Here is a 12348-nt window from a genome sequence, read left to right on the forward strand (position 1 = left end):
ACCCATGCGTTTATTCAGTGTCCTGCTGTTGTCCGCTGTCAGCCCCTTGCTGTTCGCCGCCGATTTGCCCGGCAGCCATGACTTGCCGATCGTGCCGCGCATGCCTGACGCGCAGATCGTCGACTATCGTCCGGCGGCCGAGATGGAGCGGATCTACCCCATGGGCTCGATCCGCAAGATCAGCGGCCAGCTGCGTTTCGATGGCCAGGTCGGCGCTCGTGGCACCACGACTTCGGTGACCTACGAGTTGCCGCCGGAACATTCCTCGACCGCGGCCTTTACCGCCGCCCGCGAAGCCTTGCAGGGGCAGGGCGCCGAACTGTTGTTCTGGTGCCAGGCCCGCGATTGCGGGGAAAGCAGCCTGTGGGCCAACGAGGTGTTCGGCAACGCCAAGCTGTATGGCGCCGATGCCCAGCAGGCGTACCTGCTGTTGCGCCTGGCCGCGCCCAACGACAATTCGCTGGTGGCCCTGTACAGCATTACCCGCGGCAACCGCCGGGCGTACCTGCATGTCGAGCAATTCGACGCCAGCACCCCCCTGGGCGAGTTGTTGCCGACCTCGGCCACCCTGTTGCGCCAGCTCAAGGACACCGGCGAGCTGGACCTGCCCAAGCTCGGCGGCGAGCCCCAGCCGACCTGGCTGACCTTGCTGTCGCGCGGGTTGAACCTCGATACCACCTTGCGGGTCAGTGTTTCCGGGCCGAATGCCGAAGCCTGGCGCCAGGCCCTGATCGGCCAGGGCGTGCGTGCGGCACGCATGGAAAGCGGCAGCCGCGAGGCGCCTGGTTTGCGTCTTGAGCTGCTGCGCTGAACCGCTGCATTGAACGGGCTTGGGCGAACGGGCATCCACCGTTCGCCTACGCTTGGTGAGTTGACCTTTCTCGAGATCCCAAATGCTCAATAATGATCGCCTGTTGGTGCAGATCCTGCTTCTGGTGCTGTTCGGCGCCAGCTTCTGGGTCATGGCGCCGTTCTGGTCCGCGTTGTTCTGGGGGGCGGTCCTGGCGTTTGCCAGCTGGCCGCTGATGCGCTTGCTGACCCGCTGGCTCAATGGCCGCGAGGCCCTGGCTGCGGCCGTGCTGACCCTGGGCTGGATGCTGCTGGTGGCGGCGCCGCTGGTCTGGCTCGGCTTCAACCTGGCCGACCATGTGCGTGACGCCACCGCCTTTATCAAGGATGTGCAGGTCGATGGCCTGCCCGCAGCGCCGAGCTGGCTGGCCGGCGTGCCCTTCGTCGGTGAACGGCTGGTGGGGCTGTGGAACAGCATCGACCAGCAGGGCGCGGCGATGATGCTGGCGATCAAGCCCTACCTGGGGCAGGTCGGCAACTGGCTGCTGGCCCGCAGCGCGCAGATCGGTGGCGGGATCCTCGAGCTGACCCTGAGCATCGTCTTCGTATTTTTCTTCTATCGCGACGGGCCGCGCCTGGCGGCGTTCGTCCACGGGCTGCTGGAGCGCCTGATCGGCGACCGCGCCGGCTACTACATCGAGCTGGTGGCCGGTACGGTGCAGCGGGTGGTCAACGGTGTGATCGGCACCGCCGCGGCCCAGGCAGTCCTGGCCCTGATCGGGTTCCTGATCGCCGGCGTGCCGGGTGCGCTGGTGCTGGGGATCGTCACCTTCCTGCTCAGCCTGATTCCCATGGGCCCACCGTTGGTATGGATTCCGGCCACCGCCTGGCTGGCCTGGAAGGGCGAATACGGGATGGCGGTGTTCCTCGGTATCTGGGGCACCTTCATCATCAGTGGCGTCGACAACGTGCTCAAGCCCTACCTGATCAGCCGCGGCGGCAACCTGCCGCTGGTGATCGTGCTGCTCGGGGTCTTCGGCGGGCTGATCGCGTTCGGCTTCATCGGCCTGTTCATCGGCCCGACCCTGCTGGCCGTGGCCTACAGCCTGTTGACCGACTGGAGCGCGAGCCAGGCGCGGGGCGAAGACAAGCGCCTGTAGCCGCTGCTCGGCAGCGGCTACAGCGGTACGGTGGTGGCTGATGATCAGGCGGCGACGTTAACGCCGCCGGGGGCAAGGTTCGTGGACGGGAGCCGGGTACCGCCCGGTACACGGGCGACTCAGACGCGGGGCAGGCGCACCACGGTGGTCAGGCCGCCACCGGGGGTTTCTTCCAGGTGCAGTTGCCCGCCCAGGCGTTCGGCGGCCTCGCGGGCGATGGTCATGCCCAGGCCGACGCCGCCGGAATTGCGGTTGCGCGAGCCTTCCAGCCGGTAGAAGGGTTCGAACACGGCTTCGCGCTGGTCTTCGGCGATGCCCGGGCCATGGTCGATGACCCGGATCAGCACCTGCTCGCGGCTGTCCTGCAGGCTGATGCGGGCATGCCCGGCATAGCGCAGGGCGTTGTCCAGCAGGTTGTTCAGGCAGGAACGCAACGCCATCGGCTGCACCTGCAGGGGCGCGCAATGGCCGTCGGTCTGCACGTCGGCGCCCTGGTCCTGGGCGTTTTCACAGAGCGATTCCACCAGCGCCTGCACATCCATCCACTGCAGGGCCTCGCTGGTGCGCTGTTCGTGCAGGTAGCTCAGGGTCGCGTCGAGCATGCTGATCATGTCGTCGAGGTCCTGGCGCATCTGGCCCTGCAGCTTGTTGTCTGCGATCTGTTCCAGGCGCAACTTGAGGCGCGACAGCGGCGTGCGCAGGTCGTGGGAGACCGCGCCGAGCATGCGCCCGCGTTGCTTGACCTGCTCCTGGATGCGCCGTTGCATCAGGTTGAAGGTGTGGGCCGCCTGCCGCGCTTCCCGTGGGCCGGACTCGTCCAGTGGCGGGCTGTCGAGGTCTTCGCTGAGGCGCTCGGCGGCATCGCTCAGGCGCTGGATCGGCCGGGTCAACAGCTTGGCGCCGTACCAGGCGGCGATGATCAGCGAGATGAACTGGAAGGTCAGCGGCACGATCGGGCCGCCGAACCAGGGACGTGGTGGCCGCGGCTCGAAACGCCCGCCGCCGGGCTGTGGCTGGCCGCTGAATTCGCTGGCCGGCGGGCGCGGAGGCGGGCCGTAGAGACGGAACCAGAAGAAGGCGAGCAGGTGGGCGAGCACGATCGCGATCAGCAGCACCCCGAACAGGCGGCCGAACAGCGTATCGAAGCGCCCACGCATCAGCCGATGTCTCGGGCGTCGAACAGGTAGCCTTCGCCGCGCACGGTCTTGATCAACTGCGGCGATTTCGGGTCGTCGCCAAGCTTCTGCCGCAGGCGCGAGACCAGCAGGTCGATACTGCGATCAAAGGCTTCGATGGAGCGGCCACGGGCGGCGTCCAGCAACTGTTCGCGGCTCAGGACCCGGCGCGGGCGTTCGATGAACACCCAGAGCAGGCGGAATTCGGCGTTGGACAGCGGTACGACAAGACCGTCGGCGGAGATCAACTGGCGCAGCACGCTGTTCAGGCGCCAGTTGTCGAAGCGGATATTGGCCCGCTGCTCGGTGCGGTCGTCGCGGACCCGGCGCAGGATGGTCTGGATCCGCGCCACCAGTTCCCGGGGCTCGAAGGGCTTGGCCATGTAGTCGTCGGCCCCCAGTTCCAGGCCGATGATCCGGTCGGTGGGTTCGCAGCGGGCGGTGAGCATCAGGATCGGGATGTCCGACTCGGTGCGCAGCCAGCGGCACAGGGACAGGCCATCCTCGCCGGGCAGCATCAGGTCGAGCACCACCACGTCGAAGTGTTCCGCCTGCAAGGCCTGGCGCATCGCCGCGCCGTCGGTCACGCCGGTGGCGTGGATATTGAAGCGGGCCAGGTAGTCGATCAGCAGTTCGCGGATCGGTACATCGTCGTCGACGATCAGCGCCCGGGTGTTCCAGCGCTTGTCGTCACCCGTGCCAGGTGCTTTCTGATCGTCATTGAGGGGAGCTGGAATGTTGTGCATGCGTGCGATCGTCTGCCAGGTAGGCTGCCAACCACAAAGATGGGCGGCGAGGTGGTGGCTTCAGCATAGGCGTCCGGCCCTGGGGCTGGAAGTGCTGTTCGGGAGTGTTGCGGCTGGCGAGGGTAGCCGGGCGGGTTGTTGCCGGCGTGTCGGGAGTGTATCGGGCTCGACACAATTACCGCCAGGGTCGGGCATTTGCACGGTTTTATCGATACGCAAGCTGCCGTTGGCGATGAATTACCGATCATCGGGTCCCGGAGCGTCGTCGCTTGCGCTACAATCCGCGCCGATTTCGACTTGCCTGAGAGCCCCTTCATGTCCGCTTGCCAGACTCCTATCATCGTCGCCCTGGACTTTCCCACCCGTGACGCCGCACTGAAACTGGCTGATCAGCTGGACCCCAAGCTGTGCCGGGTCAAAGTCGGCAAGGAACTGTTCACCAGTTGTGCTTCGGAAATCGTCGGCACCCTGCGAGACAAGGGTTTTGAAGTCTTCCTCGACCTGAAATTCCATGACATCCCCAACACCACCGCGATGGCCGTCAAGGCCGCCGCGGAGATGGGCGTATGGATGGTCAATGTGCACTGCTCCGGCGGCTTGCGCATGATGGCGGCCTGCCGCGAAGTGCTGGACCAGCGCAGCGGCCCGAAACCGCTGCTGATCGGCGTGACCGTGCTGACCAGCATGGAGCGTGAAGACCTGGCCGGCATCGGCCTGGATATCGAACCGCAGGAGCAGGTGCTGCGTCTGGCCGCCCTGGCGGAAAAGGCCGGCATGGACGGCCTGGTCTGTTCGGCCCTGGAAGCCCAGGCGCTGAAGGCCGCGCACCCGTCGCTGCAACTGGTGACCCCGGGGATCCGTCCGGCGGGCAGCGCCCAGGACGACCAGCGGCGCATCCTCACCCCGCGCCAGGCGCTGGATGCCGGTTCCGACTATCTGGTGATCGGCCGTCCGATCAGTCAGGCGGCGGATCCGGCCAAGGCCCTGGCGGCCGTGGTGGCCGAGCTGGCCTGAATCCGGCAGCGGAGTGCTGGCTGTCGGCGATAGTGCAAGCGCGCTTCGCGCTATCGCGAGCAAGCTCGCTCCTACAGAGAGTGCATAGGCCCTTGTAGGAGCGAGCTTGCTCGCGAAACGATCGTACAGACAGCCTGATTCAAAGAGCCACGTTCAAACCTTCAGCACCAGCTTGCCGAAGTTCTCGCCGCTGAACAGCTTCATCAGCGTTTCCGGGAAGGTCTCCAGGCCTTCGACGATATCCTCCTTGCTCTTGAGCTGCCCCTTGGCCATCCAGCCGGCCATTTCCTGCCCGGCGGCGGCGAACTGGGCCGCATAGTCCATCACCACAAAACCTTCCATGCGCGCACGATTGACCAGCAACGACAGGTAGTTGGCCGGTCCCTTGACCGCCTCCTTGTTGTTGTACTGGCTGATGGCGCCGCAGATCACCACCCGGGCCTTGAAGTTCAGGCGACTGAGCACCGCATCGAGGATGTCGCCGCCGACGTTATCGAAATACACGTCGACGCCTTTCGGGCATTCGCGCTTGAGGCCGGCATGGACGTCTTCGCTCTTGTAGTCGATGGCCCCGTCGAAGCCCAGTTCGTCGATCAGGAACTTGCATTTGTCCTGGCCGCCGGCGATGCCGACCACCCGGCAGCCTTTGATCTTGGCGATCTGCCCGGCAATGCTGCCCACCGCGCCGGCCGCGCCCGACAGCACCACGGTTTCACCGGCTTTTGGCGCACCGACGTCCAGCAGGGCGAAATAGGCGGTCATGCCGGTCATGCCCAGGGCCGACAGGTAGCGCGGCAGCGGCGCCAGTTTCGGATCGACCTTATAGAAGCCGCGCGGCTCGCCGAGGAAATAGTCCTGCACGCCCAGGGCGCCATTGACGTAGTCGCCGACGGCGAAGCCGGGGTTGTTCGAGGCGATCACCTGGCCCACGCCCAGGGCGCGCATCACTTCACCGATGCCCACTGGCGGGATGTAGGACTTGCCTTCGTTCATCCAGCCGCGCATGGCCGGGTCGAGGGACAGGTACTCATTCTTCACCAGGATCTGCCCGGCCGCCGGTTCGCCGACGGGAACCTGCTGGTAGGTAAAGGTTTCGCGGGTTGCCGCGCCCACCGGGCGTTTGGCGAGCAGAAACTGGCGATTGGTCTGGGTGGTCATGGCAGGCACTCGAGGATCGATGGAACCCTAGTTGATAGACCTTCAGCCCTGATGCCGCAAGGTTTGCCGCTGTAGCGAATAGGGGGCGATCCAGAGGCGTGATGGTGGTATGGCAGCCTTCATCACCATTGCGGATAAGTGGGCAACCGGCCCTCTGATAGTGCTGCCGCGTGCTCGTTGCCTGTGCCTAGACTGGGCGAATCCGATCCATGCATTCCATCGAGGGCATCACCATGAGCATGACGTTTTCCGGCCAGGTCGTTTTGGTCACCGGCGCAGCGGCGGGTATTGGCCGGGCCACGGCCCTGGCGTTCGCCACGCAGGGGCTGAAAGTGGTGGCGGCCGACCTCGACGTCGCCGGTGGCGAGGGTACGGTGCAATTGATTCGCGCCGCCGGTGGCGAGGCACTGTTCGTGCGCTGCAACGTTACCGACGAGGCGGATGTGCAGAACCTGATGGCCCAGGTGGTGAGCAGCTACGGCCGTCTCGACTATGCCTTCAACAATGCCGGGATCGAAATCGAGAAGGGCAAGCTGGCGGACGGCACCCTGGATGAGTTCGACGCGATCATGGGAGTCAACGTCAAGGGCGTCTGGCTGTGCATGAAGCACCAGTTGCCGCTGATGCTCGCCCAGGGCGGCGGGGCCATCGTCAACACGGCGTCGGTGGCCGGCCTCGGCGCGGCGCCGAAGATGAGCATCTATGCCGCCTCCAAGCATGCGGTGATCGGCCTGACCAAGTCGGCGGCCATCGAGTATGCGAAGAAGAAAATCCGGGTTAACGCGGTGTGCCCGGCGGTGATCGACACCGATATGTTCCGCCGTGCCTACGAGGCCGATCCGAAGAAAGCCGAATTCGCCGCGGCCATGCACCCGGTCGGGCGGATCGGCAAGGTCGAGGAAATCGCCAGCGCGGTGCTGTATCTGTGCAGCGACGGCGCGGCCTTCACCACCGGCCATGCGCTGGCGGTCGACGGTGGTGCCACCGCCATCTGACGCTCGCCTGTCTTAGGGACGGCCCTGGTGACCAAGCGTTGCCTGGGTTGTACCGGATCGACCTCGACCATTCTGAAAACGACCTGAACGTAGCTTTTTGCCATTATTCCGACGCCAGAGACTTGTGCTCCAGTGCAGCCCGTTGCGAACCTGCAAAACTGGACAATGGCCCTGTTGCCATTGGGGACTGGAAGGGGACTGAGCGCAATGAATTCGGCCACGAACGGACGTTTTGCCAACCTCGGCATGGCGAAAAAACTGGGTGTCGGCTTCACACTGGTGCTGCTGCTGACGGCGCTGGTAGCCGCCATCGGCGTCTGGTCCCTGCAGACCATCAGCCAGCGTTTCGATGGCCTCAAGCAGATGTCGTCACTCAACAGCGGCTTGCTCAAGGTCCGCCTGCTCGAACAGAACTATGCCTTGCACGGCGACGCCAAAACCGCGGACGCCTTGCGCGAAGGCGTCGATGGCCTGCTGGCTCTGGCGGCGCAGCTCAAGGAGCGTTCGGCGGCGAATGTGCCGGTGATGACCGATGTCGAGCAGGCGCTGGGGGCTTACCGCAAGGCCTTCGATGAGTTCGTCGAGCTGACCCAGGCCAAGGACCTGGCGCTGGAAATGGCCAGTTGGTCAGTGTCCAGCGTGGCCAACAACCTCGACGTGCTGCAGGCCGGTCTGGCTGATGACGGCACCTATAGCCTCAAGGAGTCCGCCGGCAAGGAGGGCAGCGAGTTCGTCGAGCAGGCCAATCAGGTCAGTCAGGTTTCGCGCTTGATGCTGCAAGCCATGAACGAAGCCCGGGTGCGCCTGGACCAGAGCCGCAAGGGCGAGGAAGAGGTCGAGCAGGGCAAGATCGAACAGGCCGACCAGGCCCTGGCCCAGGCCGAGCAGCTCAAGACCCTGGTCAAGGACGCCGGTTATCAGACGGTGCTCAACGAAGTGGTCGGGCATATCGGTGGTTTCAGCGAGAAGCTCGCCGAATACACCGGCTTGCTGGCGCAGGAGAAAAAGGTCTATCAGCAACTGCACGAGCGCGCCGCGCAGGTGATGGAGCGGGTCGACCAGGCGTACGGTGCGCAGGATCAGTCGATGCAGGCGGAGCTGAAAAAGAACTCGCTGTTGATCGTCGCGTCTTCGGCCCTGGCGTTGCTGGTGGGCGTGTTGGCGGCCTGGATCATTACCCGCTTGATCGTCACTCCGCTGCGCAGCGTGATGCGCGTGGCGCAGCAGATCGCCGCCGGTGACCTGAGCGCGACGGTGGAGGTGACGCGCCGGGACGAAATCGGCCAGCTGATGCTGGCGATGCAACAGATGGGCAGCGGCCTGAGCGGTATTGTCAGCGGCCTGCAGGCAGGCATCGAACAGTTGGCCAGCTCGGCCCAGTCGCTGTCGGCGGTGACCGAACAGACCAATCTGGAAGTCAGCAGCCAGAAGGAAGAAACCGAGCAGGTGGCGACTGCGATGAACCAGATGACCGCCACCGTGCACGACGTCGCGCGCAACGCCGAAGAAGCCGCGCAGGCGGCGCAGACCGCCGACGACAAGGTGGAAAGTGGCCAGCAGGTGGTGCGCCAGAGTATGCAGCGCATCGAACAGCTGGCGGATTCGGCCACCAGCGCCAGCTCCAGCATTGAAAGCCTCAGCGCCGAGATCCAGAACATCGGCACCGTGCTCAGCGTGATCAAGAGTGTCGCCGAGCAGACCAACCTGTTGGCGCTTAACGCGGCCATCGAAGCGGCGCGTGCCGGCGAGCAGGGCAGGGGCTTCGCGGTGGTGGCCGACGAAGTGCGGGCCCTGGCCAAGCGCACCCAGCAATCCACTGAAGAGATCGAACGCCTGGTCAGTGCCCTGCGTTCGGCGGCGCAGTCCTCGGTGCAGCAGATCCAGAGCAGCGGCGAACTGGTCAAGCTGGCGGTCAGCGATGCGCTGCAGACCGAAAGCGCGCTGGGCAGCATTGCCACGGCGGTGTCGCTGATTCAGCAGATGAACCAGCAGATCGCCGCGGCCGCCGAGCAACAAAGCTCGGTCGCCGAAGAGATCAACCGCAGCGTCACCAGCATCCGCGCCAGCGCCGATCAGTCGTCACTGGCCATGCAGGGCAATGCGGCGTCGAGCATCGAGCTGGCGCAGTTGGGGGCGGAGTTGAAGGGGATGGTCGGGCATTTCCGGTTGTAATGCCGCTGATGCTTGCTACAGGCTGCGCCGCCAGGGGCGCAGCCTGTAGGCCGTGCCGCGCGTATTGCTCGCGCGGCTGTTGCCGGTCAGTCGTAAATGGCTTTCTTCTTCCAGTCGGCGTCGGCTTCGACGACCTTCAGGCCTTCGGTCAATTGGTTGACCTCGCCTTCGACCGGCTGGGTGTTGGTCAGCACCATCGCGTTGGAGCGGGCCAGGAGTTTTTCCAGGTACTCCAGTTGTTCCCGATAGACCGCCGGATCCGGCTGCTTGCGCAGGTATTGCACACCGCGCTCGAACGCCAGGCGCGCCTGGCCGGGTTGTTCCTGCTGCAGGGCGTACTGGCCGAGGTTGTTGAAGAACTCGATGTGCAGCAGCACCAGGATGTGGCGGATTTCCCGGATCCAGTGCTTGGCTTCGTTGGTCGGCAGGAAGCCGTCCTGGGCGGCGCGAGTCACCTGGCCATGCAGGGCTTCCAGAAGAAAGCGCACGTCCTTGGCCTTGGCTTCGGTCTGGATCGGGCAGGGCGGGTTGTTGACCGGAATCGATTCGCCCTGGCCGACCAGCGCGTTCAACTCGGCGATACGCGCCTTGAGCGCGGCATCGGACTTGTTCAGGTTCAACAGACGCTGAACGACGTTGAGCTCCAGGCGGGTCATCAGCAGCTTGAGCCCTGGCGACATGAACTGGCCGGGGAAGGTCTCGGTGATTTCGCCGCAGCGGCGCAGGCGGTCATTGAGTTCGACCTTGGTACGGGCCTTTTCCAGTTTATTGTTTTCCACCACATGGTTCATGTAGCCAATGGCGATCAATATTACGATCCCGGCTACTACTAGCAGGGTGATCATGAGTGGTGTCACCGTGTAAGACCTCTTTCTGGGGTTCGCGTACGAGTGGCGAGTGTAGTGACTTAGCCTTGGGGCGCCTAGCGCAGGTCGACGAGCAGAAACAGGCCGATTCTCTGCTTATATAGGAAATGTCTGGCTGGTTTCATATTGCCATCACCTAAGGATGTGGACTATAGCGTCTTGTCGAGTGTCAGAATATAGGCGTCAAGGCACAGGCTGCACAAATGCCCGAAAGGGCTCGCAAACCACCCCGAAGTCATTGATTTAAATAAATTTATATCAGGGGGTTGACGACCCTCCAATCCATCCATAGAATGCGCGCCACTTGCAGCGTAAAGCACACAGCGAAACGCGGCAGGGAGTGAATGTTGTAGCGTGTCCCCTTCGTCTAGTGGCCTAGGACACCGCCCTTTCACGGCGGTAACAGGGGTTCGAGTCCCCTAGGGGACGCCATTTGCGGGAATAGCTCAGTTGGTAGAGCACGACCTTGCCAAGGTCGGGGTCGCGAGTTCGAGTCTCGTTTCCCGCTCCAATTTTAAACAGCACTGCTTTCGGGCGGGGCTGAGTGAAACCAGAACCAAGTCTTCGGAGGCGGATCTGGACACCGAAACACACACCATGTGTTCCGGGTAGCGTGTCCCCTTCGTCTAGTGGCCTAGGACACCGCCCTTTCACGGCGGTAACAGGGGTTCGAGTCCCCTAGGGGACGCCATTTGCGGGAATAGCTCAGTTGGTAGAGCACGACCTTGCCAAGGTCGGGGTCGCGAGTTCGAGTCTCGTTTCCCGCTCCAAACATAGAGCTACAGATTATCAAAGGTCTGTAGCTCATCGAAAAAGGGTCCCATTCGGGACCCTTTTTTCGTTTCCGTCGGCAGTGGCCGCGTTTCGGTCCATTGCTCCTCTGTAGTGCGGGATGACGCTGCTTTCCCCTTGTCCTGTACGCTGGCGCAGATCCTGTTCGGCGCCTGCATGCTCCTGACCGTGCGCTCAGTCTTTGTGAGTAGGCGTTTGGCACAGGGTTTGCGAAGGTCTGGGCCTGATTGACCATCGATAGAGTGGTGCACCTTTAAATGAGTATCTCCGTGGCGACAACTAAGGGTAATTGGCGGGCGGTCATCGCACTGACGTTGGCGGCCTTTGTGTTCAACACCACGGAGTTCGTCCCCGTCGGGCTATTGAGTTCGATCGGCAGCAGCTTCGACCTGTCGACGGCCCGGGTCGGTCTGATGCTCACTCTCTATGCCTGGATAGTGTCCCTGACTTCGCTGCCGGTCATGTTGCTGACGCGCAACGTCGAGCGACGCAAGCTGTTGCTCGTGCTGTTCGGGATGTTTATCGCCAGTCACATCCTGTCGGGGCTGGCCACGAGTTTCGGCATGCTGTTGCTGAGCCGGGTCGGTGTGGCCTTGTCCCATGCGCTGTTCTGGTCCATTACCGCGTCCCTGGCGGTGCGTCTGGCACCACCGGGAAAACAGGTCCAGGCCCTGGGCTTGCTGGCCACCGGTACTTCCTTGGCGATGGTGCTGGGTATTCCCCTCGGCAGGTTGCTGGGCGAGGCCATGGGCTGGCGGACCACCTTTATCGTGATTGCTGGCCTGGCTACCGCGCTGGTGTTCTGGCTGGCCAGGAGCCTGCCGTTGTTGCCCAGTCAGAACTCGGGGTCTCTCAGAAGCCTGCCGGTGCTGTTCAAGCGGCCTGCGCTGATGGCGCTCTATGTGCTGACGGCCCTGGTGGTCACCGCGCAGTTCACGGCTTATAGCTACATCGAGCCCTTCATCAAGGTGGTGGCCGGCTTGAGTGGCGATGTGGTGACCCTCATCCTGCTGCTGTTCGGTGGCGCCGGTATCTTCGGCTCGCTGTTGTTCAGCAGGTTTCACCGCTATAGCCCGCAGCGCTTTCTGCTGGTGACGGTGGCGTTGCTCATTCTGTGCCTGGCATTGCTGTTGCCGTTGAGCGGTGAAGTCTCGTATCTGGGCGGGCTCAGCCTGATCTGGGGGATGGCGATCATGGGCTTCGGGCTGGCACTGCAGTCCAGGGTCCTGGTGCTCGCTCCGGACGCTACCGATGTGGCAATGGCGCTGTTTTCGGGGATCTACAATATCGGCATCGGTGGCGGCGCGCTGCTTGGCAGCTGGGTAGGGGGCCAGCTCGGGTTCGCCTATATCGGCTTGGCCGGCGGCTTGCTGGCGACCTTGGCGCTGCTGCTCTACTGCGCATCCATCTACCGCCTGACCCGGTCCAGCGCTTCGGGCGCCGACGGTGCTGAGGTCGTGACAGAGAAATAGAGCTCTGGA

General features: G+C 63.8%; 10 protein-coding genes, 4 tRNA genes and 1 pseudogene. 11 read left to right on the plus strand and 4 right to left on the minus strand.

All coding sequences use genetic code 11. From position 1 onward, the window contains the following. Positions 1–4 precede the first annotated feature (4 nt). A complete protein-coding gene (locus CXQ81_RS11110) occupies positions 5–811 on the plus strand; it encodes a DUF4892 domain-containing protein (RefSeq protein WP_173679741.1) in 807 nt (268 codons plus the stop codon). A gap of 82 nt (positions 812–893) precedes the next feature. Next, positions 894–1949, plus strand: coding sequence for an AI-2E family transporter (locus tag CXQ81_RS11115; RefSeq protein ID WP_053260176.1), 1056 nt, complete (start codon positions 894–896; stop codon positions 1947–1949). Between the two features lie 119 nt (positions 1950–2068). Here CXQ81_RS11115 and CXQ81_RS11120 read toward each other — a convergent pair whose 3' ends face one another. Beyond that, positions 2069–3106, minus strand: a complete 1038-nt coding sequence (locus tag CXQ81_RS11120; protein ID WP_007931605.1) for an ATP-binding protein — start codon at positions 3104–3106, stop codon at positions 2069–2071. Continuing rightward, a complete protein-coding gene (locus CXQ81_RS11125) occupies positions 3106–3870 on the minus strand; it encodes a response regulator (protein WP_007931608.1) in 765 nt (254 codons plus the stop codon). Before CXQ81_RS11125 ends, CXQ81_RS11120 begins: the two co-directional genes overlap by 1 nt. 315 nt (positions 3871–4185) lie before the next feature. Here CXQ81_RS11125 and pyrF point away from each other — a divergent pair, with 315 nt between their 5' ends. Then, on the plus strand, positions 4186–4884 hold the full coding sequence (gene pyrF / locus CXQ81_RS11130; protein WP_007931610.1) for an orotidine-5'-phosphate decarboxylase: 699 nt from the start codon (positions 4186–4188) through the stop codon (positions 4882–4884). 153 nt (positions 4885–5037) lie between these two features. Here the strand turns inward: pyrF and CXQ81_RS11135 are convergent, their stop codons facing one another. Beyond that, on the minus strand, positions 5038–6042 hold the full coding sequence (locus CXQ81_RS11135) for an NADP-dependent oxidoreductase (RefSeq protein ID WP_101337209.1): 1005 nt from the start codon (positions 6040–6042) through the stop codon (positions 5038–5040). Between the two features lie 233 nt (positions 6043–6275). Between CXQ81_RS11135 and CXQ81_RS11140 the strand changes: the two genes are divergently transcribed. The 3 genes and pseudogenes from CXQ81_RS11140 to CXQ81_RS31735 all read left to right on the plus strand — a co-directional run bounded on the left by CXQ81_RS11140 (position 6276) and on the right by CXQ81_RS31735 (position 9209). Beyond that, positions 6276–7037, plus strand: a complete 762-nt coding sequence (locus CXQ81_RS11140; RefSeq protein WP_007931614.1) for an SDR family oxidoreductase — start codon at positions 6276–6278, stop codon at positions 7035–7037. 246 nt (positions 7038–7283) lie between these two features. Beyond that, a pseudogene (locus tag CXQ81_RS31730) lies at positions 7284–8345 on the plus strand (HAMP domain-containing protein); the annotation flags it as partial. Further along, positions 8346–9209 carry a methyl-accepting chemotaxis protein gene (locus CXQ81_RS31735; RefSeq protein WP_371860901.1) on the plus strand — a complete coding sequence of 288 codons (864 nt, stop codon included), beginning with the start codon at positions 8346–8348 and terminating at the stop codon, positions 9207–9209. A gap of 86 nt (positions 9210–9295) precedes the next feature. On the opposite strand, the gene CXQ81_RS11150 is transcribed toward CXQ81_RS31735, so the two are convergent. Continuing rightward, positions 9296–10066, minus strand: coding sequence for a hypothetical protein (locus CXQ81_RS11150; protein WP_007931618.1), 771 nt, complete (start codon positions 10064–10066; stop codon positions 9296–9298). Between the two features lie 365 nt (positions 10067–10431). On the opposite strand from CXQ81_RS11150, the gene CXQ81_RS11155 reads away from it, so the two are divergent. From CXQ81_RS11155 to CXQ81_RS11175, 5 genes are all read left to right on the plus strand, one after another. Continuing rightward, positions 10432–10507: transfer RNA gene (locus tag CXQ81_RS11155), tRNA-Glu, on the plus strand. 3 nt (positions 10508–10510) lie between these two features. After that, a tRNA-Gly gene (locus CXQ81_RS11160) sits at positions 10511–10586 on the plus strand. A gap of 104 nt (positions 10587–10690) precedes the next feature. Beyond that, positions 10691–10766, plus strand: a tRNA-Glu gene (locus CXQ81_RS11165). 3 nt (positions 10767–10769) lie between these two features. After that, positions 10770–10845: transfer RNA gene (locus tag CXQ81_RS11170), tRNA-Gly, on the plus strand. 279 nt (positions 10846–11124) lie between these two features. Next, positions 11125–12339 carry a sugar transporter gene (locus CXQ81_RS11175; RefSeq protein ID WP_101337211.1) on the plus strand — a complete coding sequence of 405 codons (1215 nt, stop codon included), beginning with the start codon at positions 11125–11127 and terminating at the stop codon, positions 12337–12339. Positions 12340–12348 lie beyond the last annotated feature (9 nt).

It is taken from the genome of Pseudomonas sp. 09C 129 (assembly GCF_002843625.1).
Lineage (GTDB): Bacteria > Pseudomonadota > Gammaproteobacteria > Pseudomonadales > Pseudomonadaceae > Aquipseudomonas > Aquipseudomonas chlororaphis.

Excerpts from the sequence above, each read along its gene's own strand:
- CXQ81_RS31735 (WP_371860901.1), top strand. The coding sequence starts at position 8,346 with ATGGGCAGCGGCCTGAGCGGTATTGTCAGCGGCCTGCAGGCAGGCATC.
- CXQ81_RS11125 (WP_007931608.1), bottom strand. The coding sequence starts at position 3,870 with ATGCACAACATTCCAGCTCCCCTCAATGACGATCAGAAAGCACCTGGC.
- CXQ81_RS11115 (WP_053260176.1), top strand. The coding sequence starts at position 894 with ATGCTCAATAATGATCGCCTGTTGGTGCAGATCCTGCTTCTGGTGCTG.
- CXQ81_RS11110 (WP_173679741.1), top strand. The coding sequence starts at position 5 with ATGCGTTTATTCAGTGTCCTGCTGTTGTCCGCTGTCAGCCCCTTGCTG.
- CXQ81_RS11140 (WP_007931614.1), top strand. The coding sequence starts at position 6,276 with ATGAGCATGACGTTTTCCGGCCAGGTCGTTTTGGTCACCGGCGCAGCG.
- pyrF (WP_007931610.1), top strand. The coding sequence starts at position 4,186 with ATGTCCGCTTGCCAGACTCCTATCATCGTCGCCCTGGACTTTCCCACC.
- CXQ81_RS11135 (WP_101337209.1), bottom strand. The coding sequence starts at position 6,042 with ATGACCACCCAGACCAATCGCCAGTTTCTGCTCGCCAAACGCCCGGTG.
- CXQ81_RS11175 (WP_101337211.1), top strand. The coding sequence starts at position 11,125 with ATGAGTATCTCCGTGGCGACAACTAAGGGTAATTGGCGGGCGGTCATC.
- CXQ81_RS11120 (WP_007931605.1), bottom strand. The coding sequence starts at position 3,106 with ATGCGTGGGCGCTTCGATACGCTGTTCGGCCGCCTGTTCGGGGTGCTG.